The sequence below is a fragment of the Actinomadura luteofluorescens genome (genome assembly GCF_013409365.1).
Lineage (GTDB): Bacteria > Actinomycetota > Actinomycetes > Streptosporangiales > Streptosporangiaceae > Spirillospora > Spirillospora luteofluorescens.
Genome location: NZ_JACCBA010000001.1, coordinates 6,055,299 through 6,082,011 on the forward strand (window position 1 = coordinate 6,055,299; position 26,713 = coordinate 6,082,011).

A 26,713-nucleotide genomic window follows, 5' to 3' on the forward strand; every position below is an offset into this window, starting at 1 on the left:
GAGAAGGGAAGCGCCGCATGACCACCACCGACGTGTCCGGGCTCACGGACGCGGCCGCCGCCGCGGTCGAGGCCGCCCGCGACCACCTGCTCGGCCTGCAGTCGCCCGAGGGCTGGTGGAAGGGCGAGCTGGAGACCAACGTCACCATGGACGCCGAGGACCTGCTGCTCCGCCAGTTCCTCGGCATCCGCTCCGACGCCGACACCAAGGACGCGGCGCGCTGGATCCGCTCGCGGCAGCGCGACGACGGCACGTGGGCCAACTTCCACGGCGGCCCGGCCGACCTGTCCACGACGATCGAGGCGTACGTCGCGCTGCGGTTCGCCGGCGACCCGGTGGACGCCGGGCACATGCGCAGGGCCGCCGCGTACGTGCGGGAGGCGGGCGGGATCGAGGGCAGCCGCGTCTTCACCCGCGTCTGGCTGGCGCTGTTCGGGCAGTGGTCCTGGGACGACCTGCCGGTCATGCCGCCCGAGCTGGTGCTCCTGCCGAGCCGCGTCCCGCTGAACGTCTACGACTGGGCGTGCTGGGCGCGGCAGACGATCGTCCCGCTGACGATCCTCGGGTCGCTGCGCCCCGTCCGGGCGCTGCCGTTCGACCTGCCCGAACTGCGCCGCGGCGTCATGCCGGCCCGGGACGCCCGGGGCTGGGGGGCCGCGTTCAACGCCCTCGACCGGGTCCTGCACGTGTACGAGAAGCGGCCGGTGCGCCCGCTGCGCCGGGCGGCGCTGCGCCGGGCGGCCGACTGGATCATCGCCAGGCAGGAGGCCGACGGCTGCTGGGGCGGGATCCAGCCGCCGTGGGTGTACTCGCTGATGGCGCTGCACGAACTCGGCTACGGCCTCGACCATCCGGTCATCAGGCGGGGCCTGGACGGGCTCGAACGCTTCACGATCCGCGACGGGAGGGGACGTCGCCTCGAGGCGTGCCAGTCGCCCGTCTGGGACACGGTGCTCGCCATGAACGCGCTCGCCGACGCGGGCGTGGCCGCCGACCACCCCGCCCTGCTGCGGGCCGCCGAGTGGGTAGCCGGTGAGGAGGTCCGCGGTCCGGGGGACTGGGCGGTGAAGCGGCCGGACGTCCCGCCGGGCGGCTGGGCGTTCGAGTTCGACAACGACGTCTACCCCGACACCGACGACACCGCCGAGGCGATCCTCGCGCTGCGCAGGGTCGCCTTACCGGAGGCTGAGGAGCCGATCAGGCGGGCCGTCCGCTGGCTGGAGGGGATGGCGTCGCGCGACGGCGGCTTCGGCGCCTTCGACGCCGACAACACCCGCGAGCTGTGCACGAAGCTGCCCTTCTGCGACTTCGGCGCCGTCATCGACCCGCCGTCCGCCGACGTCACCGCCCATGTCGTCGAGGCGCTGTCGAAGGAGGGCCTCGCGGAGTCGGCCGTGGTCAGGCGTGCCGTCGTGTGGCTGCTCAGGGCGCAGGAGGCGGACGGCTCGTGGTTCGGGCGCTGGGGCGCGAACCACGTCTACGGGACGGGCGGCGTGGTGCCCGCGCTGGTCGCGGCCGGGGTCGGCCCCGGCAAGCCCGCGATCCGGCGCGCCGTCGTCTGGCTGGAGGACCACCAGAACCCGGACGGCGGCTGGGGCGAGGACCTGCGCTCCTACGACGACCCCGCGTGGATCGGGCGTGGGGAGTCCACCCCGTCGCAGACGGCCTGGGCGCTGCTGGCGCTGCTGGCCGCGGGCGAGCGCACCCCGGCCGTGGAGGCGGGCGTGCGGTGGCTCGTCGAGCACCAGCGCCCGGACGGCACCTGGGACGAGGACCTGTTCACCGGCACCGGCTTCCCCGGCGACTTCTACATCAACTACCACCTGTACCGGCTGGTCTTCCCCGTGAGCGCCCTCGGCCGCTACCTGGACGGTGCGGCGTGAGGCGGGCGCGCGGTCCGGTGAAGGCCACCGGGTCCACCCTGCACAAGGAGGTCCGGACACCATGAGCATGCCGCTCCGCCAGAGCCTTCGCATCGGGGGCTACATCCTGCGCAACAAGCTGCGCGGCCGGGAGAAGTTCCCGCTCATCGTCGAGCTGGAACCCCTGTTCGCCTGCAACCTCGCCTGCGCCGGCTGCGGGAAGATCCAGCACCCGCACGACGTGCTGAAGAAACGCATGCCGGTCGAGCAGGCCCTCGCCGCCATCGAGGAGTGCGGGGCGCCGATGGTCTCCATCGCGGGCGGCGAGCCGCTCATGCACCCGCAAATCGACGAGCTGGTGAAGGAGCTCGTCCGGCGCAAGAAGTTCGTCTTCCTGTGCACGAACGCCTTGCTCATCCCCAAGAAGCTCGACAAGTTCACGCCGTCGCCGTACTTCGCCTGGGCGGTGCACATCGACGGCCTGCGGGAACGCCACGACGAGTCCGTCTGCAAGGAGGGAGTGTTCGACGAGGCCGTCGCGGCCGTCAAGGAATGCAAGCGGCGCGGGTTCCGCGTCACGACCAACACGACGATCTTCAATACGGACACGCCGCAGACCGTCATCGACGTCATGAACTACCTCAACGACGACCTCCGGGTCGACGAGATGATGATCTCGCCCGGCTACGCCTACGACAAGGCGCCCGACCAGGACCACTTCCTCGGCGTCCAGGAGACGCGGGAGCTGTTCCGCAAGGCGTTCGGGGACGGCAACCGCAAGCGGTGGCGCTTCAACCACTCGCCCCTGTTCCTGGACTTCCTGGAAGGCAAGGTCGACTTCCCCTGCACGGCCTGGGCGATCCCGTCCTACTCGCTCTTCGGCTGGCAGCGTCCCTGCTACCTGATGTCGGACGGCTACGCGCAGACCTACCAGGAACTCCTGGACGAGACCGACTGGGACTCCTACGGACGGGGACGCGATTCCCGCTGCGCCAACTGCATGGCCCACTGCGGCTACGAACCCACGGCCGTCTTCTCGACCCTCGGTTCCCTGAAGGAGTCCCTGCGGGCCGTCCGCTCGGTCTGACCTGTCCCGCTCCTCGGCCCGTTCCGCCCGGCACCGGCGTTGAGCCGATGCCGGGCATCTCCTGCCGGCCTACTTGAGGGACGTCGGCCGGTACGCCTTGTACTCGTCGTCCGAGGACAGCCCGTAGTCGAGCGTCCGGTGGTCGGTTCCGTACCGGCCGCGCTGCTCGTAGGCCCAGTACGACGAGTGCTCCTTGTCGGCCCACTTCTCGAAGATGACGACGTGCCGCGTGGTGTTGCTGCCGAGGGCGTCCATGACGAGGTCGCCCTTCTTCAGCTCGGACATCTCGATGCGTTCGGTGTACCGGGACGAGGTGAGGCCGACGGTGTTCGTCCCGGGCTCGGGCAGGCCGAGCGCCATGGACACGAAGCCCGAGCAGTCGGTGCGGTAGCCGTTGTGCGTGCTCGTCTGGCTGTAGGGGACCCGCTCGTCGGAGTGCGGATGCCAGGTCTCGGCCCGCTTGATGACCTTGGACCGCTCGTCCGACACGGGCTCGGCGGCCAGCTTCTTGGTCTTGGTCTTGGTCTTCGTGGACGGCTCGGCCTTCGCCGGTGCCTTGAACTCCTTCAGGACCTCGGCCTGGGCCCTGACCTGCTCCTGCGGTGCCGCCCTCCGCGGCGCGGCCTGCTGCCCCGCGGTCCGCTGCTGCGGCACGGTCTGGACGGCGGCGACGTTCTCGGTGGACGCGTGCTGCAAGGTCGTCGGCACTGCCGCCGTCACGCCGAAGACGGCGAGACCTGTCAGCGTGACCGTGGCCCAGGGGCCGGGCCGGAGGACGCGCGACCGCTTGCTCTGCTTGCCTTTCAAGGGGGGCTCCTTGCTTCCATGTGCCGCCTACCGGGTTAGCTGACGGGTTCGGACGTGGAAGTCGCCCTACGGCCCGAGAACAGGCCGATTCACCCCAGTGCGGGTTGGGTCCCCGGCTCCGCGCCACGGCGGACTCGGCGGGTGCCGCTGGAAGACAGCGGCTCTGACGATGTGGGGCCCGATCGATGAGGGGTCTCGGGCCTTGGCGCACGGGGATGGCACCCCGCCCCACCGGAGTGGGACAAAACGCCTGGCAGACGCCTTGAAGGGGCAAAGCTACTGAAACCTCCCAGGGAGGGCAAGGTCACCTCTAGACGGAGGAGAAGCCTCCAGTTATTATCCGGAGGAGAATCCTTCATTTATTGGGAGGTGGGTTCCATGACCGCCATCACGGCGCGGACCGCGTCCGGCCCGTCCGCGGGCACCCCGAACCGGCGCTGGGCGGCGCTGGTCGTCATCGCCGTCGCGCAGCTGATGATCGCGCTCGACGCCACGATCGTGAACATCGCGCTGCCGACGGCCCAGCACGCGCTCGGCTTCGGCGACGCCGACCGGCAGTGGGTGATCACCGCCTACACCCTCTCCTTCGCCGGGCTGCTCCTGCTCGGCGGCCGGATCGCCGACCTGGTCGGGCGGCGCCGCAGCTTCCTGGCCGGGCTGGCCGGATTCGCGATCGCCTCGATGATCGCCGGGGCCGCCCCGGGCTTCGGGGTCCTCGTGGCCGGGCGCGCCCTGCAGGGGGCGTTCGCCGCGCTCCTCGCCCCGACCGCCCTGTCCCTGCTGGCGGTGACCTTCACCGAACCCAAGGAGCGCGCGAAGGCGTTCGGCGTGTACGGCGCCGTGGCCAGCAGCGGCGCGGCGGTCGGCCTGCTGCTCGGCGGCGCGCTCACCCAGTACGCCGACTGGCGCTGGTGCCTCTACGTCAACGTCGCGATCGCCGCGGCCGCGTCGGTGGCGGGACGGATCGTCCTTCCGGCGCCGCCCGGCTTCCCCGGGTCGCGCCTCGACTGGATCTCCGCCGTCCTCGTCACCGGCGGCCTGGCCGCCGTCGTGTACGGCGCGGGCCAGGCCGCCCCGCACGGCTGGGACGCGTGGCGGACCACCGCGCCGCTCGCGGCCGGCGTCCTGGCGCTCGCCCTGTTCGTCGTGCGCCAGGCCCGGCACGGCGCGCCGCTGCTGCCGCTGCGGATCCTCGCCGACCGCAACCGGGCGGGCGCCTACCTCGCGGTGGCCACCGCGGTCGTCGGCGCCTTCGGGGTCTTCCTCACGCTGACCTACTACCTCCAGGTGGTCGCGCACTTCTCGCCGATGCGCACCGGGCTGGCGTTCCTGCCGATGGCCGTCGCGAACTCCGCGAGCGGCTACCTTGTCGGCGCCCTGCTCATCAGGCGGGTGCCCGCCCGGCTGCTGATCGCCGGGGGCCTGCTCACCGCCGCGGCCGGGCTGGCCGTCCTGACCCGGCTCGGCGCGGGCAGCGGCTACGCCACCGCCGTCGTCCCGGTCGAGGTCCTGCTCGGACTCGGCATGGGCGCCGCGTTCCCGCCCGCGTTCTCGCTGGCGACCGCGGGCGTCTCCCCGCGCGAGGCCGGCGTCGCCGCCGCCGTCGTCAACGCCGCGTCCCAGATGGGCGGCTCCATCGGGACCGCCGTCGTCAACACCGTCGCGATCGGCGCGACGGCGGGCTACCTGCGCGAGCACGGCCCGGGCGCCCCGCGGGTGAGCGCCCTCGTGCACGGCTACACCGCCGGTGCGACCGTCTCGGCACTGGCCCTGACCACCGTCGCCGTCGTGGTGATGCTCCTCATCCGCACCCCGCCGCCGTCGGACGCCCCCACCGAGCGCGCTTCCCGATGACCGCCGCGACTTCCCCTGAACGCACCTCCGCGAGGGCGCTCAGGGGAAGCAGGGCTCCAGCGCGGTCAGACGCCCAGTTCGGCGGCGGCCAGGGCCGTGCCCTCCACGCGGGCGGCTATCTTCGCGAAGGCCGTGTCGCGGGACGTGGAGGTGTCGTCGGCGAACGGGGAGAAGCCGCAGTCGTCGCAGGTGCCGAGGCGGTCGACGGGCAGGTGGCGGGCGGCGGCGAGGACGCGGTCGCGGATCTGCTCGGGCGTCTCGACGCGGGGGTCGATGGGGTCGACGACGCCGACGAAGACGCGGGCGTCCGCGGGCAGGTGGGCGGCGACGATGGCCAGGATCCGGTCGGGGTCGGGTTCGCTGGCCAGCTGGAGGTAGAAGGCGCCGGCCTTGAGCTCGAAGAGCTTGGGCAGCAGCTCCGCGTAGTCGACGTCGAGGCTGTGGGTGGAGTCGAGGTCGCCGCCCGGGCACACGTGCACGCCGATCCGGGCGCGCTCGTCGGAGGAGAAGCGTTCCAGGACCCGGTTGTTGAGCGCGATGAAGGCGTCCAGTACGCCCCCGCTGGGGTCGAGCTTGAGCGACAGCCGCCCCTCGGTGAAGTCGAGCTGCACCACGTGGGCGCCCGCGTCCAGGCAGGAGCGGATGTCGGCCTCGGCCTCGTCGACCAGGTCGTCGAGGAACATCTCGCGCGGGTAGCCGTCGATGCCGTCGGCCGGGTACAGCAGGCTCAGCGCCGACGGCGCGATCACGGCCTGCTTGACCGGCGCGGTCGCGTGGCGCTGGGCGGCCCGCAGGTAGTCCACGGCGTGGCCGGTGTAGCGGAACGGGCCCGCCGTCAGCCGCGGCAGCTGCCGCTGGTGCCCGTCGGCGAACGGGATCACCGCGCCGTCGGGGGCCAGGTCGGCCAGGCCCGCGATCGGGTAGGTGGCGAAGCTCGGCTTGGACTGCTCACCGTCGGTCACAACCGGTGAGCCGAGCTCCTCCAGCCGGCGGAGGGTCTCGCGCACGGCGCGCTCCTGGGCGGCGGCCAGCTCGGACGGCGCGGCGGTGAGGAGTTCCTGGGGACGCGGGATGCTGCCGATGGGCTCTGTGGGAAGGGGCATACCACGAATCTACGCTACTCAAAGTAGCGACAGAAGTGCTCATCGTGACCAGAGGTGGCCGCGTGAATCTTCGGCGACGTCGCGGCGAACTCGCTCTGGCCCGCACGCCGGTAGCATTCGCGGGTGGTTGATGGGGGAGCACGGACAGGGCCGCCGGTCGCGGCGGACATGGATCCCCGGCGGGTCCACGCCGCGCTGAGCCTGCTGGCGGACCGGCGCTGGCGGACGCTCGGCGAGCTGGTCCGGGAGACGGGCGCGCCGCGGCGTTCGGTGGAGTCGCTGCTGGCCGGGCTCTCGCTGGAGCACACCGGCGGCGACCGGTTCCGCCTCACCCCGGAGCAGGGCGCCGAGATCGCCGAGTCGCTGCGCACCGGGTACCGCCCGCTCGACCCGGCCGACCCGGTGGGGCACCTGCTGCCCGAGTACGCCGCCGTGGTGGAGCGGGTGGCCGGGCTGATCGAGCGGGCGCCGCGGGCGCGGCACGTCCTGGACCACGTGTCGGCCACGCCGGAGACGGTGGTGCGGCGGGCGCTGCTCCTGGGGGCGCGGTTCTGGCTGCCGGGCACGCGTCTGCTGTGCGTGGGCGACCACGATCTGACCTCGCTGGCCGTCGGGCTGGTCCATCCGGGCGTGCAGACCACCGTCGTGGACGTCGACGAGCGGATCCTCGCCTACATCGACGAGCGCGCCGCCGAACTCGGGCTGGATGTGCGCACCCGCTGGGCCGATCTGAGGCTGGGGCTTCCGGCGTCGGCCGTCGAGTACGCGGACCTCGCGGTGACCGATCCTCCGTACACGCCGGAGGGCGTCGGGCTGTTCGTGGCGCGAGCGGTGCAGGGGCTGCGTGACCAGGGGCAGGGCCGGGTCCTGCTCGCCTACGGGGCGAGCGACCGCACGCCGATGCTCGCGCTGAAGGTCCAGCAGGCGCTGCAGGATCTGAACCTCGTGAGCGAGGCCGTCTACCCGGACTTCAACAGCTATTTCGGCGCGGAGGCGATCGGTTCGCGCGCCGACCTGTACGTACTACGGCCGACCGGCAAGAGCCTGCCGGCCGCGGCCGCCCGCGCCGACCGGTTCGCCACCGCCATCTACACCCAGGGGCCCCAGGCGGTCGAGGCCCGGACGGCGGAGGGGGCGTCGCCCGACGTCGCCGGCCTCCACCCGGACGTCCTGGTCGGAGACTGGCGCAAGCAGGTGCTCCCGCAGGTGCCGCGCGTGCGGCTGACGACCTGGCTGGCCAAGCCGTACGCCGCGCGGGTGCGGCACGCGGCCGTCGCGCTGCCCCCGGGGCTGGAGACGGCACTGGTCCGGGTCCTCCTGGCCACGCGCGCCGAGCACGTCCGGGTGTTCCTCTCCGAGGCTCCCGGCGACCTCGCGGACGAGGCCGCCTCGCTCGCGGCCGTTTACGAGCTGACCCGGCGCGGTTCGGCGGTGGAGGCGGTGCGCACCCCGTCCAGCACGGGCGACCAGACCCAGCGGATCGTGCGCGCGATCCTGGACCGGGCGCACGGGAAGGTCGCCAACGTCTGGCGCGACGCCCTGCTCGACGCGCACGCGGGCCTGACCAAGCGGCAGGCCCGCGCGATCGTGGCCGACGCCGCTCCCTGGGCGCGGGACGTCACCCTGCTGGAACTCCCGCTCCACCGCCTGCGCGACCTGCCCACCGCCGTCCGCGCCTCCCTGGACCTCGTCACCGCGGCCCCGGCCGGCTAGAGCCGCGCCGTCACGACTCCTTCGACAGGGCCTCGACGGTTCGGGCCGCGGCGGTGCGGAGGTCCGCTTCGGAGTGGCCGAGATGGGTGACGGCGCGCAGGACGGTGGGGTGGTGGGCGTTGGACCACAGCACGCCGTGGGAGCGCAGGCGGTCCCGGGCCTCCTCGCGGTCGAGCCCGAGCGAAGCCAGATCGAGGAAGACGAAGTTGGTGCCGACGCTCGCGGGGTCGATCGGCAGGCCGCCCTCGGCGAGGAGGGTGGCGAGGACACGGGCGTTGGCGTGGTCGTCGGCCAGCCGCGCGACGTTGTGCTGGAGCGCGTACCGGGCGGCGCCCGCCAGGACGCCGGCCTGGCGGAGCGACCCGCCGAGCATCTGCCGGATGCGCCGGGCCGGGGCCAGCACGTCGGAGCGTCCGACGAGGGCCGCGCCGGCGGGGCAGCCGAGGCCCTTGGAGAAGCAGACGGCGACGGTCCGCGCCCGCGCGGTGATCCGGTCGGGCGGGACGTCCAGCGCGACGGCGGCGTTGAACAGGCGCGCCCCGTCGATGTGGACGGCGAGGCCGAGTTCGTCGCAGGTGTCGTGGAGGTCGTCCAGGGCGGCGAGCGGCCATGCCCGGCCGCCGGAGACGTTGTGGGTGTCCTCCACGACGGCGAGCGCCGTCCGGGGCCGGTGCTCGGAGTCCGCGACCTGGGCGATCTCGCGGACCTGGTCTCCGGTGAACACCCCGGCCTCGCCCGGCAGGCCGGTGACGACCGCGCCGGCGAGGAACGCGGGGCCGCCCGCCTCGTAGCGGAACATGTGGCTGTGCCGCTCTCCGACGATCTCCTGGCCGCGGGCCACCTGGCACAGCAGCGCGATCTGGTTGGCCATCGTCGCCGAGGGGACGAACAGCGCCGCCTCCTGGCCGAGCAGCCCGGTCAGCTCGTCCTCCAGCGCGAGGACGGTCGGGTCCTCGCGCACCTGCTCGTCGCCGAGCGGGGCGGAGGTCATCGCGCGCAGCATGCCCTCGGTGGGCAGCGTCATCACGTCGGAGCGAAGATCGATCATGGTGGCCCCTATCCGGCGAGGTATCCGCCGTCGACGACGATCTGGGTGCCGGAGACGAACGAGGCCCCCGGCGAGCAGAGGAAGGCGACCACGTCCGCGATCTCCTCGGGACGGCCGCGGCGGCCGAGCGGCGGCAGGCCCGCGACCCCCGAGCGCGCCTGGTCGGCCTCGACGAGCTCGACGAGCCGGTCGCTGCCGGGCGTGCTGATGTCGCCCGGGTCGACCTGGACGACCCGGATCCCCGACGGCCCGAGTTCCATGGCGAGGGCGCGGGTCAGCCCGGTCATCGCCGACTTGCTGACGGTGTAGGCGGAGGCGTCGAGCTGGCCCCGGTGGGCGGCGATCGACCCGATGTTGACGATGGTGCCGCCGCCCGCCGCGACCATGTGCCGCGCGGCCTCGCGGGCGCAGACGAACGGCCCGACGGTGTTGACCGCGAGGATGCGCGCCAGCAGGTCGTCGGAGGTGTCGAGCAGGGACGCCTTGGCGGGGACGCCGGTCACGGCCGCGCAGTTCACCAGGATCTCCGGCGGCCCGTGCGCGGCGGCGACCTCGGCGACGGCGGCGCTGATCGCGGCCGGGTCGCCGGCGTCGACCGCCATGACCTCGGCGGCGGACGCCAGCTCGGCGCGGGCCCGCTCGGCGGCCGGCGCGGCCTCGAAGACGGTGACGGTCCGGCCGGGGGCGGCGAGCCGCCGCGTGATGGCGGAGCCGATGCCGCCCCCTCCGCCGGTGACGATGACGCTTGTGCTCATGGGCGTTCCTCGGGTCAGTGGAAGGAGCCGGGCAGCCGGCCCAGCTCGAAGGCGGACAGGGCCTGCTCGATGTGCCAGGTCGCGTCCGACATGACCGGTGTGCCGTGGCCGGGCAGCAGGACGTCGGGACGTGCGGCGCGGAGCCGTTCGAGGGACCGCCGCAACGCCTGGACGTCGGCGTCCCCGGCGCCCGGCAGCACGATGCGGCCCCGGCTGAACAGGAGGTCGCCGGTGCAGGCGTAGGTCGTGCCGCCCGCGGTGAACAGCCAGGCCGTGTGGTCGGCGCTGTGCCCCGGCGTCGGCAGCGCCCGCAGCGGGCCCTCCTCCAGGCCCGCCTCGGCGGGCGTCAGCACGCCCGGGTAGGGCGCGAACCGGTAGCCGGCGGGGTAGATCCCGGCGCGCAGCGCGGCGGTGAGGCCCAGCTGCCCGGGGTCGGCGGCGCGGACCAGCTCCGCCGTCAGCGGTCCGGCGACGATCGCGGTGCCGTTCGCGGCGAGCCCGGCGGCGCCGCCCGCGTGGTCGGCGTGCGCGTGCGTGACCAGCGCGCCGAGCAGCGGCAGCCCACCGAGGGCCTCCTCGACGCGGGCGAGCAGCACCCCCTGGTCGAGCCCGCTTCCCGTGTCGGCCAGCCAGGCGCCGCCGTCGCCGCGCAGCAGGTAGACGTTGCCGTCGTAGGCGTTGCTGAGCCCTGGACCGAGCCGTCCGCCGCCGACCAGGTCGACGGCCGCGTCAAGCCGCACGGCCGTCCTCCCCGGCGATGATGGCGGCGACCTCGCCGGGCGTGACCCGCAGGTCGTGGCGCAGCATCATGACGACGCCAGACGCGTCCGCCCGCACGACCTCCGCGCATTGCCCGCCGTCGTCGTACACCGCGCCGATCGTTTGACCCGCGGCCACCGTGTCCCCGGCCGCGACGGAGGAGACGAAGACTCCCGCCGAGCCGAACAGGACGCCGGTGTCGGTGTTGCCGTCCCCGCCCGTCACGACGACCTGCCGTGCGGGCGGCGGCCCGGCGAAGGAGACGGGTTCGGCCGCGCCCGCGACCTCCAGCAGGCGCAGCACCCCCTGCGCGTACAGGTCGATGTCGGCCTCACGGAGTGCGCCGCCCCCGCCGCTCTCGAAGTAGGCCCAGGGCTTGCCGAGGGCGTCGGCGTGGCTGACGGACCGGCCCGGCGCGACCGACGCGTGCGCCCACAGGTAGGGGAAGGGTGTCGCGCGGGCGGCGTCGAGCAGCGGCCGGCCCCCGAGCGTCCGGCCCGCCCCGAACCCGCACATCGGGGGCATCCGGTAGCGGCGCCCGGCGGAGTGCAGGTCGATCAGCAGGTCGCACGGGTCGATGAGCGCGGTGGCGATCGTGTGGGCGATGCGCTCGCTGAGCCCGCCGCCGGGATCGCCTGGGAAGAGCCGCGCGAGGTTGGCGTCGCCGTCGCCGTGCCGGGTGCCCGCCGCGAGGGCGGGCGGGTTGGCGCGGGGCAGCACCGTCACCGTTCCGCGGACCGGCGTCGAGGCGAGCAGGTCCGCGACGCGGTACGCGGCGAGGACGCCCTCCATCTCGTCGCCGTGGACCCCGCCGAGGACGGTCACCGCGGGGCCGCCGCCGTCACCGAACCGGACGAAGTCCAGGTCGAGGCCGGGGGCGGCCCGGAGGCGCCCGCTCACCGCTGTCATCGTGTGCGTTCCCTTCGTTCGGTCAGCGCCTGCGCGCCTGGATGGGCCAGGTGTCCGCGAAGGACGTCCCGTCGTGCACCCAGTACCGGCTGAACAGGTTCACCGCGGTGCAGGCGTGGTTGGGGACCACCGCGACCCGGTCGCCCGGCGCGAGGCCGTGCGGCGCCGCCGACCCGGCGAGCCCGTGCTCCTCGTAGAGCTTCTCGACGACGATGCCCGGGTGGCCGTCCACCAGGCCGAAGCCCGGTGTCAGCGTGGTCATCCGCTCGGCGGGCAGGCTCTTGGCCCCGGCGTCCAGGACGAGCCGGTCCGGCGCCGGGACGTCCACCACCGTGCTGATCACGGCGAGCGCGCACTCGGCCGCGTCCGGGCCGCCGAGCGCGACCTGGGTGGCGTCGTAGAAGGCGTAGTTGCCGTACCGGTACTCGTGCGCGCGGCCGGATTCCACGCGGGCCAGCGGGGTGACGCCGACGCTGTGGACGGGCGCCTCGATCCCGCGTCCGGCCAGCGCCGCGCCCGTGCTCGCCAGCGCCTCGTCCTGCTGGTCGCGGACGGCGGCCAGCCCGGCCGCGTCGGTGGCGGCGTAGGCGTGCCCGGCGAACGTCATCAGGGCCCGCAGCCGGACCCCTCCGCCGAACGGCGCGGCCGCGACGGCCTCGGCGGTGGGCGGGCCGGGGGCGGTGCCGAGCCGGCGTGTGCCGGAGTCGATCTCCCAGTAGACGTCGAACTCCGCGCCGGTCGCGGCGAGCGCGGCGACGTGCTCGGCCCGCGAGCAGGTGACGGCGACCCGGCCCCGCCCGGTGAGCTCGGTGAGGGCGCGGACGCGCTCACCCGGGACGGGCGGGTAGGCGACGAGCACCGACGGGAAGCCCGCGTCGAAGGCCAGGGCGGCCTCGTCGGCGGTCGCCACGGTCGCCCGGACGGCCCCCGCCGCGACCTGGGCCCGCGCGATCTCCAGGCACTTGTGGGTCTTCAGATGGGGCGTGGAGCGCCCGCCGTGGCCCGTGACGCGGTCGGCCATCTCACGGATGTTGGCCATGAGCCGGGAGTGGCGCAGGGCCAGGAAGGGCGTCGGCGGGCCGTCCCCGGAGCAGACCGCGGCCCAGCCTTCGCCGCCGGTCACCGCGACACCCCCGGCAGCGTGGCCTTACCGGTGATCTCGCGGGCCAGTTCGGCCACGGCCCGTCCCATCTCGCGTTCCAGCTCGGGGGACATCCGCTCGACCGAGACGATCAGGCTGAGTGCGGCGACCGGCTCCCCGCGCCGGCCGAGCGCCGACGCGACGCCGGCGATGCCGTCGAAGAACTCGCCGCGATCCACCGAGTAGCCGCGCTCCGCGGACCGCTCGACGTCGTCGGCGATCCTGGCGCGCACCTCGTCCGACAGCGCCGACCAGCGCGGCCCCGCGCACAGCTCCCGCCGCTGGGCGGGGTCGAGCCGGGCCAGCACGGCCCGTCCGGCGGCGCCCTCCCATATCGGGGCGGTGCTGCCGAGCCGCGCGCTCGGGGCGAAGGGGATGCTGCTGTCGGTGCGCTCGACGTAGACCATCTCGTCGCCGTTGGGGACCGAGAACGCGGTCGCGGCGTCGAACCGCCGGCCCAGCGGGGCCAGCGCGGTCATGGCGTCGCGCCGCATGTTGCGGTGCGAGAGCCGGATCGCGGCCAGCCGGAGCGGCAGTTCTCCGATCTGCCAGTTGCCGTCGGGGTCGCGCTCCACCATGCCGATCTCGGCGAGACCGCTCAGCAGGCGGTGCGCCGAACTCTTGCTCAGCTGCGCCCGTTCGGCGCATTCGGCGAGGCCGAGGACGGGTTCCTCCTGACTGAACGCGGCGAGCAGAGCACCGACGCGATCGACCACTTGCACCACGAACGCCTCCAGGAATGCCTTGACCGGGGACTGGCAGCGAGATTAGGTTGCCACAACATCCCACGACGTGGAATGCCAAACCACAGAATGGAACGCAGAGACCGTGGTGAAGATCATCCGAGGGGGGCGCGTCGTCGACCCGGGCACCGGGACCGACGCGGTGCTCGACCTGCTCATCGAGGGCGAGCGGGTGACGGCGCTGGCGGCGCGGATCGCGCCGCCGGCCGGCGCGACGGTGATCGACGCCTCCGGCCTGGTGGTCCTGCCGGGCTTCGTGGACATGCACACGCACAGCGACTTCACGCTCCAGCACGACCCCGGCGCCCTGGCGCGCCTGCACCAGGGCGTCACGACCGACGTCACCGGGAACTGCGGTTTCTCCCCGTTCCCGCTGCCCCGGACCAGCAGGGGCTTCGGGTCCTTCTTCAGCTCCCGGCTCGACCCCGGCTTCCCGGACCTCGACGCCTACGCCGCCCACCTGGAGTCGCTCGGGACGGCGGTCAACGTCGCCCCGCTCGTCGGCCTCGGCGCCGTCCGCGAGCACGTCGCGGGCTCCGACCCCCGGCCGCCGTCGGACGAGGCCGTCGCCGCGATGCGCCGCCTCGTCGCCGACGGCCTCGACCAGGGCGCGTTCGGCGTCTCCAGCGGCCTGGTCTACACGCCCGGACGGTTCGCCGCCGCCGACGAGCTGCGGCGGGTCATCGCGCCGCTGCGCGGGTCGGGCCGCTTCTACGCCACCCACCTGCGCGACGAGCGGGACGGCCTGGTCGCGTCCGTGGCCGAGGCGATCTCGACGGCCGAGCGGGCGGGCGTCGACCTGCAGATCTCCCACCACAAGGCGCTGGGCAAGGCCAACTGGGGACGCACGGAGCAGACCCTCGCGATGGTCGACGAGGCCAACGCCCGCGGCGGCATCGAGGTCGCCGTCGACTACTACCCCTACACCTCCGGCAGCACGGGGGTCTCCAGCCTCCTGCCTCCCGGGTCGCTGGACGGCGGCTGGCCGCTGCTGCGCGCCCGGGCGGGCGAGGGCGCCGAGCGGCTGCGCCTGCTGCGCCACCTGGACGGCGCGGCGCAGTTCCGCCCCGACGAGATCATCATCGGCCGCTCCCGGACCCGGCCGGAGGCGTCCGGGCGGGCGCTGCCGGACTACGCCGCCGCGCTCTCCCGCGCCCCCGTGGAGGCGCTGCTGGAGCTGATCCTCGCCGAGGGCGAGAGCCTCACCATGATCGTCCCGGCCGCCTCGCGGGACGACCTCGACCGCGTGTCCGCGCACCCCGCCGCCATGCACGGCAGCGACGGCTGGCTGATGACGGCCGGGCAGGCGCGGCACGAGCACCCGCGCAACCTCGCGAGCACCACCGAGGTGCTGGTCCCCGCGCTCCTCGGGCGGACCCCGCTCGACCGGGCGGTCCGGCACCTGGCCACCGCGCCCGCCCGGCGGCTGCGCCTGGACGGCCGCGGGACCCTGCGCCCCGGCGCGTTCGCCGACATCACCGTCGCCGACCCCGGACGCGCCGCCGCCTACCACAGCGGCCGGGGGACGGAGGCGGGCGCGGCGTCGGAGCGCGCCTATCCCGACCTCATGAGCTGGGTCTTCGTGAACGGCGAACCCGCCATCGAGAACTCCCGCCCCACCGGTCGGCGCCCAGGCAAGGTCCTGCGCGCGGCATGACCGTCCCCCACGCACCGATTGGAACGGAGCAGACCATGGCACCCAGCAACGCGTCCCCGGCCGCACCGCACGTCACCCGGCGGTCCTTCCTCCGCGGCACGATGGCGCTCGGCGCCGTCGCCGGGCTCGGCGGCACGGGCCTGCTGACGGCCTGCGGGTCCGCCGACGACGGCGGCTCGCCCAACGACCTCCAGATGCACCACGACGCCGCGGTCGGCCCGCTGTTCAAGCCGTACGTGGACTACTTCAACACCAACTACGCCCCGCTCAAGCTCGGCACGTCCTACGTCGCGCAGGACTACCTCACCGTGACGAACCAGCAGCTCGCCGGCGGCAACGCGTCCTACGACGTGCTGTTCGCGGACGAGGGCTACCTGGAGTCGTGGTCGAAGAACCAGTGGGTGCGCTCCCTCAAGGACCTGCCCGGCCTGGACAAGCTGGTCGCGAACATGAACCCCGGCGTCGCCGACGCCCTCAAGGGGCCGGACGGCGAGGTCTACGCGCTGCCCTACTTCCAGGGCGCCGAGCTGTTCGCGGTCAACACCGCCCACCTCAAGAAGATCGACGCGTCGGCGCCCGCGACCTGGGCGGAGTTCCTGGAGCAGGCGCGGGAGCTGAAGGCCAAGGGGATCAGCCAGACGCCGTACTCGCCGTACTGGATCAAGTACGCGTTCCTGATGTGGCACCAGTTCGCCGCCGAGGTCGCCTCCGATGGCGGCGGCTCGCTGTTCGACCCGTCCGGGAAGGCGAACCTCGCCGGGAACCCCGTCGCGCGCGCCACCCTGGAGCGCTGGCGGACGCTGTACTCCGAGGGGCTCGTCCCCAAGGACCTGTTCACCACCGACTACGGCGGCGTGACGAACGTCTTCGGCGGCGGCAAGAGCAGCTTCTCGATGCGCTACCAGGCGCAGGTCGTCGGCTGGAGGGACCCCAAGCAGAGCTCGGCGGCCAAGGACATCAAGAACGTGCTGATGCCCGGCAAGACCCGCCAGACCCACAGCTTCGGCGCCTACTGGATGCTCTCGTACAACACCGAGGGCGAGAAGAACGCCGGGACGGTCATCGACTACCTCGGCGGCGCGGGCAAGGACGGCTCGTTCCACGTGCCGAAGAACCTGGTGGCGACCGCGCTCGGGCTCTCCAGCGGCTACAGGAGCGTCGACTCCGACCCGGCGGTGCTCAAGTCGTGGGCGAAGTGGGCCGACGTGGACGCCCTGACCGGCCAGCTCGCCAAGACCGTGCCGCTCGGCCCCGTCACCACCAAGACCTGGTACCCCAAGTTCGCCGACATGGCGTGCGCCGTGCTCCAGGAGGTCGTGCTCGGCAAGAAGTCCTCTGACCAGGGGCTCAAGGAGCTGAGCGACTTCGCGGGCGCGCAGAAGTAGCCGTGTCCCCGACCCAAGGAAGCGAGCCCGCCGCGGACATGACGACCGAGTCCGACCGGCGCCCGGCGCAGCCACGCCGGCGACCGGAACGTTCCAGCAAACGACCGCCCCCCACCGCCGCGACCGGCCCCGCCGGACGCAGGGGGCGGTCCGGCCGCACGGGCCGCACCGGCTACGGGCGGGGTGAGGCGAGGTTCGGCATGGCCATGGCCACGCCGGCCCTGGTCGTCACGCTGCTCCTGCTCGGCTACCCGCTCGTGTACTCGTTCTGGGTCAGCCTGCACGAGCAGACGCTCGGCAGCCGGGCCCCCGCCCGCTGGGTCGGGATCGACAACTACACCGCCGTCCTCGGCGACCCCGTCTTCCTGCCCTCGCTGACCCGCACCGTCCTGTTCGCCGCCGCCGTCGTCCTCGGCACGCTGCTGCTCGGCACGGTGTTCGCGCTCGCCCTGAACCAGGAGTTCCGGGGCCGGTCGGTGGTGCGGGGCGTGCTGATCCTGCCGTGGTCGCTGTCCCAGATCACGCTGGCGCTGACCTTCGGCTGGATCTTCAACTCAACGTTCGGCCCGCTGAACGGCGCGCTCCAGCAGGCCGGGGTGATCGACAAGTACGTCGCCTGGTTCGCCTCCGGGCGGGTGGCGCTCACGGTCATGGCGGTCGCGTTCGTCTGGAGCCTGGTGCCGTTCGCGACGCTGCTCATCCTGGGCGCGCTGCAGACCGTCCCCGAGGACCTGCACAAGGCCGCGCGGATCGACGGGGCCGGGCCGGTCCGCCGGTTCTTCTTCGTCACCCTGCCCTGGATCCGCGACACCGTGCTCGTGGTGTCCGTGCTCGCCCTGATCAACGCGTTCCTGGCGTTCGCGCTGATCTACATCCTCACCGGCGGCGGGCCGGGCACCGAGACGACGCTGCTGTCCTGGTGGGGCTACACCACCGCGTTCCGCGACCTCGACCTCGGCAAGGGCGCGGCGATCTTCTACCTGATGACGCTGGCGATGGTGCTCCTCGCCGCGCTGACCGCGCTCGTCATCCGGGGACCCCGCAGGAACCGCGAAGGGAGGACCGCGTGATCGCCGCCGGAGACCGCGGGCGCACGGCCAGGAGGATCGCGGTGCGGGCGCTGCGCGCCGGGACCGTCCTGGCGCTGCTGGCGTGGGTGCTGCTGCCGTTCTACTTCCTGCTGCTGGTGGCGCTGACGTCCCGGGCCGACTCGCTGCGCACCCCGCCGCGGTGGATCCCCGCCATGGACTTCGGCAGCTTCCGGAAGATCCTCGACTCGGCGTTCAGCTCCGCCCCGCCGAGCAACCCCAGCGACCTGATCGTCCCCGGCATGCAGAACAGCGCCGTCGTCGCGGTCTGCGTCGCCGCCCTCAACATCGTGATCGCCAGTACGGCGGGCTACGCGTTCGCCCGGTTCCGGTTCCCCGGCTCCCGGACGGTCCCGGGCCTCATGCTCGGCAGCCAGCTCGTCCCGGTGTTCGCGCTCGTCGTGCCCTTCTACGTGATGCTCCACTCGCTCGGCCTCACCGACACCAGAGCGGGCATCGTCATCGCCCACCTCGGGTTCACGGTGCCGTTCTCGGTGTGGATGATGCGGGCCTACTTCAACGGGATCCCCGTCGAGGTCGACCGCGCCGCGATGATCGACGGCTGCACCCGCTGGCAGGTCTTCGCCCGCGTGGTGCTGCCGCTCGCCCGTCCCGGGATCATCAGCGTCGGGCTCTTCTCGTTCATGGTGTCGTGGAACGACTTCCTGTTCGCGCTGGTCCTGAACTCGCGGACGGACGCGATGCTGATCCAGCCCGCCATCTCCGGGCTCTACAACGTGCGCGAGCAGTCCTTCGGCATCATGGCCGCCGGCACCCTGCTGGCCGCCCTCCCCACGATGCTGCTCGCCCTCGTCTCGCAGCGGTTCCTCGTACGCGGCCTGACCTCAGGCGTCGGAAAGGTGTGACGCGTGTCCAGTATCGAACTCCGGCAGGTCACCAAGCGGTTCGGTGACACGCTGATCGTCGACTCGGTCGACCTGACCATCGAGGACGGCAGCTTCACCGTGCTGCTCGGCCCGAGCGGGTGCGGCAAGACGACCACCCTGAACATGATCTCCGGGCTGGAGGAGGTGTCCTCCGGGGAGATCCTCTTCGACGGCGTGCAGGTCCAGGACGTCCCGCCGCACAAGCGCGACGTCGCGATGGTGTTCCAGTCGTACGCGCTCTACCCGAACCGCAGCGTGCGGGAGAACATCTCGTTCGCCCTCAAGCTGCGCAAGCTTCCCGCCGCCGACATCACGGCCCGGGTCGCCGAGGTCGCCGACATGCTCAGCATCGGGGCGCTCCTCGACCGCAAGCCGCGCCAGCTGTCGGGAGGCCAGCAGCAGCGGGTGGCGCTGGCGCGGGCGATCGTCCGCCGCCCCAACGTCTTCCTGCTGGACGAGCCGCTCAGCAACCTCGACGCCAAGCTCCGCGCCGACATGCGCATCAGCCTGCGCGAACTGCAACGCGAACTCGGCGGCACCTTCGTGTACGTCACCCACGACCAGGGGGAGGCCATGAGCATGGCCGACCAGGTCGTCGTCATGAACGGGGGAGTGGTGCAGCAGGAGGCCCCGCCGCTCGACCTCTACCGGCGGCCCGCGAACCGGTTCGTCGCCGGCTTCGTCGGGACGCCGGGCATGAACTTCGTGCCGGGCGCGGTGGACGCCGGCGGCTCGTTCGGGCATGGCGACTGGACGGTCCCGATCGGCTGGACGGGCGCGGCCCGGGACGGCCTGACGCTCGGCGTCCGTCCCGAGGACGTCACCCTGGAGCCGGACGGCCCCGGCGCGGCGGGCCGGGTCCGCCTGATCGAGCGGCTCGGGGTCGAGGCGATCGTCGTGGCCTCGTTCCCGTCCGGCGACGTCATCGCCCGCGCCGACCCGGACGTCGACCTCGACGCCGGCGCCTCCGTGTCGATGCGCGTCCGTCCCGGGAAGGTCCATCTGTTCGACTCCGAGAACGGCGACGCGCTCGCGTGGACGCCCGCCCCGGCGGTCGCCAAGGAGGTCCGGAATGCCTGACGAGGTCGCCCTGCGGATCGGGGGCCGCGCCCGCGCCGCCCACGGGGAGGCGGTCTACGACGCGGTGAGCCCCGCGACCGGGGAGAGGATCGCCTCCGTCGCGCGAGCCGCGGAGTCCGACGTGGACGCGGCGGTGGCCGCCGCCGCGGAGGCGTTCGAGGCGCACCGCCAGGAGAGCGCGTTCACCCGGGCCGACCGGTGCCACCGGATCGCCGCCCTCGTCGAGGAGCGCGCCGCGACCATGGCCCGGCTGCTGTCCCTCGAACACGGCAAGCCGGTGGACCAGGCCGAGGCCGAGATCCGGCTGGCCGCCGACGGCTTCCGGCTCGCCGCCGAGGAGGCCAAACGGCTCGGCGGCGAGACCGTCCCCGCCCGCGACGGCGCCAAGCTCGTGCTGACGACCCGCAAGCCGCGCGGCGTGTTCGCCGTGATGACCCCCTTCAACTTCCCGGTGAACATCCCCGTGGAGTACCTCGGCCCCCTGCTGGCCTGCGGCAACGCCGTCGTCTGGCGTCCGGCCCCCTCCATGGCGGCGGTGGCGGGCGCGCTCTACGACTGCATCGAGGACGCCGGCGTCCCGCCCGGCCTGGTCAACCTGATCACCGGCCCCGACCTCGGCCCGGCGCGGCGCCTGGTGTCCCATCCCGCCGTCAACGGCGTCGGGTTCACCGGCAGCTCGAAGGCGGGCGCCGAGATCGCCCGGCTCGCCGCGGGCAAGGCCCAGGTGATGGAACTGGGCGGCAACGGGCCGATCGTGGTGCTGCCCGACGCCGACCTGGACCGGGCCGCCCCGGCGATCGCCTCCGCCGCGTTCGCCAACTCGGGCCAGTCCTGCTCGGCGGCGGGACGCGTCATCGCCGCCGAATCGGTCGCGGCCGAGCTGGAAGAGCGCCTGGTCGAGGAGGCCCGGCGCGAGGTGGTCGGGTCGCCCTTCGAGGCGGGCACCACCATGGGGCCGGTGCACACGCGCGGCGTGGCCGACGCGATGGCCAGGCACGTCGCCGACGCCCTGGCCCGCGGCGGCCGGACGGCGTTCGGCGGCGCCCCCCTGCCGGACCGCCCCACCGACCTGTTCTGGCGTCCCACCGTCCTGGTCGGGCTGGACGCGGACGCCGCGGCCCTGGGCGAGGAGACGTTCGGCCCGCTCGCGCCGGTGCTGCGGGTCGCGGGCGACACCGAGGCGATCCTCGCCGCCGCGAACCGCGGCCGGTACGGGCTGAGCTCGGCGGTCTTCGGACGCGATCTGGACCGTACCCTGGCGGTGGCCGGCCGGCTCCGCGCGGGACAGGTCACCGTCAACGACACCAGCAACTACTGGGAGCTGCATCTGCCGTTCGGCGGTGCGCCGGGCACCGACAGCGGGCACGGCCGGCTGGGCGGCCGCTACATCGCGGAGGCCGTCACGGAGATCCAGTCGATCTCCGTCGACCTGACTCCGCCCTGGCGCTGAGGCAAAGGAGCCGACGATGAACGATCCGGTGGCGACGGCCACGCACTCCGGCGTGCTGGAGGAGGTCGAGCGGCGGGTGCTGTGGCTGTCCACGGCGATCGTGCACCACGCCAACCGCGTCCGGCCCAACCCGTCCGGGCTGAAGGTGGGCGGCCACCAGGCGTCCTCGGCGTCGATCGCGTCCATCATGACGGCGCTGTGGTTCCGCCACCTCGGGCCGCAGGACCGCGTCTCGGTCAAGCCGCACGCTTCCCCCGTCCTGCACGCGATCAACTACCTGCTCGGCGAGCTGGACGAGCGGTACCTGACGACGTTGCGCGAGTTCGGCGGGCTGCAGAGCTACCCGAGCCGCACCAAGGACCCCGACCCGGTCGACTACTCCACCGGATCGGTGGGCATCGGAGCCACCGCGCCGATCTGGGGCGCGGTCGCCCGCCGGTACGTGGAGGGCGCGCCCGCCGGACGCCAGTACTCCCTGGTCGGCGACGCCGAACTGGACGAGGGCGCCGTCTGGGAGGCGATCCTCGACCCGGGCGTCGCCGAACTGGGCGAGATCGTGTGGATCGTCGACCTCAACCGGCAGTCCCTCGACCGCGTCGTGCCGTACCTGGCCGCGCACCGGCTGAAGGGCATGTTCGCCGCCGCGGGCTGGCAGGTGCTGACGCTCAAGTACGGCCGCCTGCTCACCGAGCTGTTCGACCGCCCCGGCGGCGAGGACCTGCGCGCCCGCATCGACGCGATGCCCAACCCCGAGTACCAGCGCCTCCTGCGCTGCGACGCCGCCGAACTCCGCGACCGTCTCCCCGGCGGCAGCGAGCCCGTCGCCCGCCTGATCGCGGAACTCGACGACGCCACCCTCCTCGCGGCGCTGCGCAACCTGGGCGGCCACGACTTCGGCACCCTCGCCGAGGCCTTCGACGCCATCGACGACACCCGGCCGACCGTGATCTTCGCGTACACGGTCAAGGGCCACGGCCTGCCCAGCGAGGGCCACCCGCAGAACCACTCCTCCCTCCTCACCGCCGACCAGATCGCCGAGCTCGCGCCCCGCCTGGGCGCCGACCCGGACGCCCCCTGGGCCCGTTTCGACGAAGGGTCGCAGGCCGCCCGCCTGTGCGCCGAAACGGCCGCACGCCTGCGCCGGACCCCCACCGCCCCGCAGGCCCCGCCCCCGGTGCCGGACGACATCGGCCGCACCCCCAAGGGCACCGCCACCACCCAGGCCGCCCTCGGCCGCCTCCTCCTCGACCTCACCCGCGAGGCCCCCGACGCCGCCGCCCGAGTCGTCACCGTCAGCCCGGACGTCAGCTCCAGCACCAACCTCGGCGGCTGGGTGAACAAGGCCGGCGTCTGGTCGACCTCCGAACGCCGCGACTGGTTCGCCGACGACGGCGAGACGATCCTGCACTGGCGGGAGGGCCCGGCGGGCCAGCACATCGAGCTCGGCATCGCCGAGACCAACCTCGTCGGCCTCCTCGGCGAACTCGGCGCCACCTGGAGCCGCTGGAACCGCCCCCTGCTCCCGATCGGCGTCCTGTACGACCCGTTCGTCGCCCGCGCGCTCGAACCCTGGTCGTTCGGCATCTACGCTGGCGGCCAGTCGATCCTGATCGGCACCCCGTCCGGGGTCACGCTGGCCCCCGAGGGCGGCGCGCACCAGTCCATCGTCACCCCGTCGATCGGCGTCGAGCAGCCGGGCTGCGTCGCCTACGAGCCCGCGTTCGTCCTCGACACCGAATGGACGCTGCTCGCGAGCATGGCCCGCCTCGGCCGGCCGGGCGGCGGCTCCGCCTACCTGCGCCTGTCGACCCGCCCGGTCGACCAGACCCTCGCGGACGTCCCGGCCGACCCCGCCGCCCGCGAACGCCGCCGCCGCCAGGTGATCGCCGGCGCCTACCCGCTGCGCCGCTCCGCCCGTCCCGCCGTCACCATCGCGGCGATGGGCGCCCTCGTCCCCGAGGCCCTGGCCGCCGCCGACCGCCTGGAACAGGCCGGAGTGGGCGCGGACGTGGTCTGCGTGACCAGCCCGGGCCTGCTCTTCCAGGCCCTCCGCTCCCGACAGGGCCAGGAGGACGGCCCGAACTGGATCCTGGACCAGGCGTTCCCCGCGTCCCGCGCCACCCCGCTCGTCACCGTCCTGGACGGCCACCCCCACACCCTGGCCTTCCTGGCCGGCGTGAACAACGTCCCCTGCACGACCCTGGGAGTCACCACCTTCGGCCAGTCCGGCTCCATAGAAGACGTCCACCGCCACCACGGCATCGACACCGACTCGATCATCCGCGCGGCCCTCGACCTCCACTCCTGAGGATCGATCAGGAATCGAGAAGCGCCGGCCTCCCGTCCCTACGTAGCGTGATGTTCACGAAGGCGGAAGCAGGTGGCCGACAGGACCACCCACCGCCGATGCGACCATCGCGCACACGAGGGGACACGACATGAAGGCGCACGTGAGTTCGATCCTGCTGGGCGTCCGGGACATGGACCGGGCCAAGCGGTTCTACACCGAGGGTCTCGGCTGGAAGATCCAGAACGACTACGGCATCTCGGTGTTCTTCGAGTCGGACGGTGCCTCGCCCGTCGGCTTCTACGGCCGCGACGGCCTGGCCGACCAGGTCGGCACCAGCGCGGACGGCAGCGGCTTCAGCGGCCTGGTGCTCACCTACGTCGTCCGCAGCGAGGCGCGCGTCGACGAGGTCATGGCGGAGGCCGAGAAGGCCGGCGCCACGATCCTCAAGCCCGCCGGCGCCCTGCCGTGGGGCGGGTACGGCGGCACCTTCGCCGACCCGGAGGGCTACATCTGGAGCCTCGGCTACAGCGCCCAGGGCGAGGACCAGCCCTACGCGGAGTGACCAAGCCCGGTTCGGCGTCGGCGCGGTGTCGCCGACGCCGAACCACCGCGCCCCCGGAGCCGAAACCACCCTGCGTGATCTAATGATCACAACAGGGACGGCTCTCGGTGGGACAGGAGATGGGCATCTCGGAGGATCCGGACGCCGCCGCGGGACGGGGCGGCCTCACCTGGCGGGTCGTGGCGGGATGGCTGGTGGGGATCACGGCGGCCCTCGCCGTGACCGGCGTCGCGCTCGGCCGGGAGACCGGCCTGGCCCCGTTCCTGATCTTCCTGCCCACCCTGATCGCCGGCCGCGGGACGGTCCGGCAGACCGCGGTCGCCTCCGTCTGGACGATCCTGGTCATCATCGGCTCCCTGATCCGCAGCCCGCTGCCGAGCGCGGCGGCCACCGCGAGCGTCATCACCTTCGCCGTCGCGCTCAACGGCCTGAGCGTGATCCAGGCGGTCCGCCGCATCCGCCAGGAAAAGGAGATCAGCCGGCTCCGCTCCGCGGCGGCCGCCCTCCAGCGGCAGATCCTGCGCCCGTTCCCCCTCGTCACCGGCGAACTCCTCGTCCACGGCCTCTACGAGCCGGTCGAGGAGGACAGCATGGTCGGCGGCGACGTCTACGAGGCCATGCCGACGCCCTACGGAAGCCGCGTCCTCATCGCCGACGTCCAGGGCAAGGGCCTCCCCGCCATCAGCGCGGCCTTCGCGGTCCTCAGCTCGTTCCGCGAGGCGGCCCTGGTAGCGCCCACACTCACCGCCCTCGTGAACGCCCTGGAGAACTCGGTCCTGCGGCACAACTCGTTCGTAGCCCAGACGGGTGAAGAACAACGATTCGTCACAGCGCTCGTCCTGGGCATCACGCAGACAACGGCCCAAGCCATCAACTGCGGCCACATCCCGCCTTACATACTGACCGACCAACAAACAGGCCGGGTCTCCCTAGGAGAAGCAGCCCTACCCCTAGGCCTGGCCTCCCTAAGCCCAGACCCACGAACCGTCACAGCCTTCGACTTCCCAACCGACTCCACACTCCTCCTATGCACCGACGGCGTCACCGAAACCCGCAACCCGGCGGGCACCTTCTACCCCCTGGAAGCCCGCCTCCCCACCTGGAAAGACCTACCTCCCAACGAGATAGCCCCCACCGTCAACCACGACCTAGAGCAGTACTCGAAGGGCAAACTGACAGACGACAGAGCCCTCCTGATCCTCCACAGAAAACCCATCCCGAATGACGAGTGACGCCGACGTCGTCAGCTGTAGAAATGCCTGCCGTACTCCTCGCGGCTCACGGTGAAGTCACCCGGCCTGGTCTCCCGAAGCAGCCTGTACCGGACGTCGAACGCGTCGATCGCCTCATGAATGCTGTAGCCCTACTCCTCACGCAAGATCACGATGGCGGGAAGGATCCGATACACCAGAGCCCCACTGACCACCCGCGACCTGACCCAAGAGGCCCTCCCGTCGTGCGCGTGGTCAGGGTCGGCCGCCCACCAGGAAAGCATGGCCAAGGCCCTGAACCGGGCCGCGCACGGTGTGTCACCGTAGAGCCGTGGACTCAGCAAAGCTGTCCCGCGAGGACACCGCTCTCCTGCTCCGTGACCTCTGCATAGACCTCGGCTTCTGCCTGCCGCCACAGGAACACGCCGCGCTATGCGACTCGCCACCAACCGACGTGGACGCCTTCACGAACGCAGTTTTCCGGGCCGAAGGCTTGGACCCATCGCCACACGCAAGCCTCTACGCCCAAGTCCGAAAAATGGTAGCCAAAGCCTTCACCAACGGCCCCACCACCTAACAACCAAGCCCGCCGCCAGCACCAGGTCACCGATGAGTTCGACCGGCACGCCGAGTCGTACACAGCACAACAGACCTTTGGAGCACCGGCAGATGGAGGGCACTACCCATGGCGCAAGTGATCTGTGACATGTCCGTCTCGCTCGACGGGTACGTCACCGGCCCGAACGACAGCCGCGAGAACCCGTTCGGCGACGGTGCCTGGATGCTGCACAAGTGGATGTCCGACCAGGCGACCGACGAGGACCGGGCCATCCTGGACCAGGTGATCGCGGACTGGGGTGCGGTGGTGATGGGCCGGAAGTCCTTCGAGAAGAACGAGGGGGAGGGCGGCTGGGGCGACGGCGGCCCGATGGGCGACGTCCCGTGCTTCGTGGTCACTCACCAGGCGCCGACCAAGCCGTACCCTCCCGTGTTCACCTTCGTCACCGACGGGGTGGCCAGCGCGATCGAGCAGGCCAAGAGGGCGGCGGGCGACAAGGTCGTCGGCCTGCACGGCGCGACCGTCATGCAGCAGGCACTCCCGCTCGGCCTGGTCGACGAGATCCGCGTCCACGTGGTCCCGGTCCTGGTCGGCGGCGGAACACCGCTGTTCGGCGCACTCGCCTCCCCGATCCCCCTCGAACGCACCCGGGTGATGGCCACCCCCGCGGCAACCCACATCTCCTACCGCATCGTCCACTGACGAAAAGAAAACGCTCCGCCGAGCTACGCCCGGCTCGTGAGAAAAGGGCCGAGTTCGCCCC

General features: G+C 72.9%; 22 protein-coding genes and 1 riboswitch. Of the genes, 14 read left to right on the forward strand and 8 right to left on the reverse strand.

From position 1 onward, the window contains the following. Positions 1-17 precede the first annotated feature (17 nt). Together shc and hpnH are read left to right on the forward strand one after the other, a co-directional pair. Complete coding sequence (gene shc / locus BJY14_RS28170) at positions 18-1,883, forward strand: squalene--hopene cyclase (RefSeq protein WP_179846359.1); 1,866 nt, start codon at positions 18-20, stop codon at positions 1,881-1,883. Between the two features lie 61 nt (positions 1,884-1,944). Then, positions 1,945-2,949, forward strand: a complete 1,005-nt coding sequence (hpnH, locus tag BJY14_RS28175) for an adenosyl-hopene transferase HpnH (RefSeq protein WP_179846360.1) — start codon at positions 1,945-1,947, stop codon at positions 2,947-2,949. A 69-nt stretch (positions 2,950-3,018) separates the two neighbouring features. On the opposite strand, the gene BJY14_RS28180 is transcribed toward hpnH, so the two are convergent. Beyond that, positions 3,019-3,756: an NlpC/P60 family protein gene (locus BJY14_RS28180; RefSeq protein ID WP_179846361.1), complete on the reverse strand. Its 738-nt coding sequence runs from the start codon at positions 3,754-3,756 to the stop codon at positions 3,019-3,021. 9 nt (positions 3,757-3,765) lie between these two features. After that, positions 3,766-3,906, reverse strand: a riboswitch (cyclic di-AMP (ydaO/yuaA leader). Between the two features lie 228 nt (positions 3,907-4,134). Here BJY14_RS28180 and BJY14_RS28185 point away from each other — a divergent pair. Next, positions 4,135-5,610 carry an MFS transporter gene (locus BJY14_RS28185; protein ID WP_179846362.1) on the forward strand — a complete coding sequence of 492 codons (1,476 nt, stop codon included), beginning with the start codon at positions 4,135-4,137 and terminating at the stop codon, positions 5,608-5,610. 65 nt (positions 5,611-5,675) lie between these two features. Here BJY14_RS28185 and BJY14_RS28190 read toward each other — a convergent pair whose 3' ends face one another. Beyond that, on the reverse strand, positions 5,676-6,713 hold the full coding sequence (locus BJY14_RS28190) for a cobalamin-independent methionine synthase II family protein (RefSeq protein ID WP_179846363.1): 1,038 nt from the start codon (positions 6,711-6,713) through the stop codon (positions 5,676-5,678). 168 nt (positions 6,714-6,881) lie between these two features. Between BJY14_RS28190 and BJY14_RS28195 the strand changes: the two genes are divergently transcribed. After that, positions 6,882-8,426 carry a bis-aminopropyl spermidine synthase family protein gene (locus BJY14_RS28195; protein WP_179846364.1) on the forward strand — a complete coding sequence of 515 codons (1,545 nt, stop codon included), beginning with the start codon at positions 6,882-6,884 and terminating at the stop codon, positions 8,424-8,426. A 10-nt stretch (positions 8,427-8,436) separates the two neighbouring features. Here the strand turns inward: BJY14_RS28195 and BJY14_RS28200 are convergent, their stop codons facing one another. Genes BJY14_RS28200 through BJY14_RS28225 form a run of 6 tightly spaced genes read right to left on the reverse strand, consistent with a single transcriptional unit; the run spans position 8,437 to position 13,763 of the window. Continuing rightward, complete coding sequence (locus tag BJY14_RS28200) at positions 8,437-9,474, reverse strand: threonine aldolase family protein (protein ID WP_179846365.1); 1,038 nt, start codon at positions 9,472-9,474, stop codon at positions 8,437-8,439. 8 nt (positions 9,475-9,482) lie between these two features. After that, on the reverse strand, positions 9,483-10,229 hold the full coding sequence (locus BJY14_RS28205; protein ID WP_179846366.1) for an SDR family NAD(P)-dependent oxidoreductase: 747 nt from the start codon (positions 10,227-10,229) through the stop codon (positions 9,483-9,485). 14 nt (positions 10,230-10,243) lie between these two features. Then, the gene (locus BJY14_RS28210) at positions 10,244-10,969 is read right to left on the reverse strand and encodes an MBL fold metallo-hydrolase (RefSeq protein ID WP_218905614.1); all 726 of its coding nucleotides are present in this window, start codon (positions 10,967-10,969) and stop codon (positions 10,244-10,246) included. Then, the gene (locus tag BJY14_RS28215; protein WP_179846367.1) at positions 10,959-11,888 is read right to left on the reverse strand and encodes a succinylglutamate desuccinylase/aspartoacylase family protein; all 930 of its coding nucleotides are present in this window, start codon (positions 11,886-11,888) and stop codon (positions 10,959-10,961) included. Before BJY14_RS28215 ends, BJY14_RS28210 begins: the two co-directional genes overlap by 11 nt. 31 nt (positions 11,889-11,919) lie before the next feature. Continuing rightward, entirely contained in the window at positions 11,920-13,020 is a 1,101-nt protein-coding gene (locus tag BJY14_RS28220) for an alanine racemase (RefSeq protein WP_179846368.1), read from the reverse strand. Further along, positions 13,017-13,763 (reverse strand): IclR family transcriptional regulator, encoded by a 747-nt coding sequence (locus BJY14_RS28225; protein WP_179846369.1) that lies wholly within the window; start codon positions 13,761-13,763, stop codon positions 13,017-13,019. Before BJY14_RS28225 ends, BJY14_RS28220 begins: the two co-directional genes overlap by 4 nt. A 106-nt stretch (positions 13,764-13,869) precedes the next feature. On the opposite strand from BJY14_RS28225, the gene BJY14_RS28230 reads away from it, so the two are divergent. The 10 genes from BJY14_RS28230 to BJY14_RS28275 all read left to right on the forward strand — a co-directional run bounded on the left by BJY14_RS28230 (position 13,870) and on the right by BJY14_RS28275 (position 26,652). Further along, positions 13,870-15,438: an N-acyl-D-amino-acid deacylase family protein gene (locus BJY14_RS28230; protein ID WP_218905615.1), complete on the forward strand. Its 1,569-nt coding sequence runs from the start codon at positions 13,870-13,872 to the stop codon at positions 15,436-15,438. Between the two features lie 35 nt (positions 15,439-15,473). Further along, entirely contained in the window at positions 15,474-16,823 is a 1,350-nt protein-coding gene (locus BJY14_RS28235) for an extracellular solute-binding protein (protein ID WP_179846371.1), read from the forward strand. 2 nt (positions 16,824-16,825) lie between these two features. After that, on the forward strand, positions 16,826-17,893 hold the full coding sequence (locus BJY14_RS28240) for a carbohydrate ABC transporter permease (protein ID WP_179846372.1): 1,068 nt from the start codon (positions 16,826-16,828) through the stop codon (positions 17,891-17,893). Further along, positions 17,890-18,777, forward strand: coding sequence for a carbohydrate ABC transporter permease (locus tag BJY14_RS45705; protein WP_179846373.1), 888 nt, complete (start codon positions 17,890-17,892; stop codon positions 18,775-18,777). Before BJY14_RS28240 ends, BJY14_RS45705 begins: the two co-directional genes overlap by 4 nt. Positions 18,778-18,780: 3 nt before the next feature. Next, positions 18,781-19,878 (forward strand): ABC transporter ATP-binding protein, encoded by a 1,098-nt coding sequence (locus tag BJY14_RS28250; RefSeq protein WP_179846374.1) that lies wholly within the window; start codon positions 18,781-18,783, stop codon positions 19,876-19,878. Beyond that, the gene (locus tag BJY14_RS28255) at positions 19,871-21,328 is read left to right on the forward strand and encodes an aldehyde dehydrogenase family protein (protein WP_179846375.1); all 1,458 of its coding nucleotides are present in this window, start codon (positions 19,871-19,873) and stop codon (positions 21,326-21,328) included. The genes BJY14_RS28250 and BJY14_RS28255 overlap by 8 nt, the downstream gene beginning before the upstream one ends. 16 nt (positions 21,329-21,344) lie before the next feature. Beyond that, the gene (locus tag BJY14_RS28260) at positions 21,345-23,636 is read left to right on the forward strand and encodes a thiamine pyrophosphate-binding protein (RefSeq protein WP_179846376.1); all 2,292 of its coding nucleotides are present in this window, start codon (positions 21,345-21,347) and stop codon (positions 23,634-23,636) included. Between the two features lie 130 nt (positions 23,637-23,766). Further along, complete coding sequence (locus BJY14_RS28265; protein WP_179846377.1) at positions 23,767-24,180, forward strand: VOC family protein; 414 nt, start codon at positions 23,767-23,769, stop codon at positions 24,178-24,180. Positions 24,181-24,299: 119 nt separating this feature from the next. After that, positions 24,300-25,412: a PP2C family protein-serine/threonine phosphatase gene (locus tag BJY14_RS28270; protein ID WP_179849690.1), complete on the forward strand. Its 1,113-nt coding sequence runs from the start codon at positions 24,300-24,302 to the stop codon at positions 25,410-25,412. Positions 25,413-26,076: 664 nt separating this feature from the next. After that, positions 26,077-26,652 carry a dihydrofolate reductase family protein gene (locus BJY14_RS28275; RefSeq protein ID WP_179846378.1) on the forward strand — a complete coding sequence of 192 codons (576 nt, stop codon included), beginning with the start codon at positions 26,077-26,079 and terminating at the stop codon, positions 26,650-26,652. The last annotated feature ends 61 nt before the right edge of the window (positions 26,653-26,713 follow it).

What these genes read in the sequence shown, in the direction of transcription:
- BJY14_RS28275 (WP_179846378.1), top strand. Translation starts at nt 26,077, where the DNA reads ATGGCGCAAGTGATCTGTGACATGTCCGTCTCGCTCGACGGGTACGTC.
- BJY14_RS28195 (WP_179846364.1), top strand. Translation starts at nt 6,882, where the DNA reads ATGGATCCCCGGCGGGTCCACGCCGCGCTGAGCCTGCTGGCGGACCGG.
- hpnH (WP_179846360.1), top strand. Translation starts at nt 1,945, where the DNA reads ATGAGCATGCCGCTCCGCCAGAGCCTTCGCATCGGGGGCTACATCCTG.
- BJY14_RS28200 (WP_179846365.1), bottom strand. Translation starts at nt 9,474, where the DNA reads ATGATCGATCTTCGCTCCGACGTGATGACGCTGCCCACCGAGGGCATG.
- BJY14_RS28270 (WP_179849690.1), top strand. Translation starts at nt 24,300, where the DNA reads ATGGGCATCTCGGAGGATCCGGACGCCGCCGCGGGACGGGGCGGCCTC.
- BJY14_RS28205 (WP_179846366.1), bottom strand. Translation starts at nt 10,229, where the DNA reads ATGAGCACAAGCGTCATCGTCACCGGCGGAGGGGGCGGCATCGGCTCC.
- BJY14_RS28265 (WP_179846377.1), top strand. Translation starts at nt 23,767, where the DNA reads ATGAAGGCGCACGTGAGTTCGATCCTGCTGGGCGTCCGGGACATGGAC.
- BJY14_RS28255 (WP_179846375.1), top strand. Translation starts at nt 19,871, where the DNA reads ATGCCTGACGAGGTCGCCCTGCGGATCGGGGGCCGCGCCCGCGCCGCC.
- shc (WP_179846359.1), top strand. Translation starts at nt 18, where the DNA reads ATGACCACCACCGACGTGTCCGGGCTCACGGACGCGGCCGCCGCCGCG.
- BJY14_RS28190 (WP_179846363.1), bottom strand. Translation starts at nt 6,713, where the DNA reads ATGCCCCTTCCCACAGAGCCCATCGGCAGCATCCCGCGTCCCCAGGAA.
- BJY14_RS28235 (WP_179846371.1), top strand. Translation starts at nt 15,474, where the DNA reads ATGGCACCCAGCAACGCGTCCCCGGCCGCACCGCACGTCACCCGGCGG.
- BJY14_RS28185 (WP_179846362.1), top strand. Translation starts at nt 4,135, where the DNA reads ATGACCGCCATCACGGCGCGGACCGCGTCCGGCCCGTCCGCGGGCACC.
- BJY14_RS28260 (WP_179846376.1), top strand. Translation starts at nt 21,345, where the DNA reads ATGAACGATCCGGTGGCGACGGCCACGCACTCCGGCGTGCTGGAGGAG.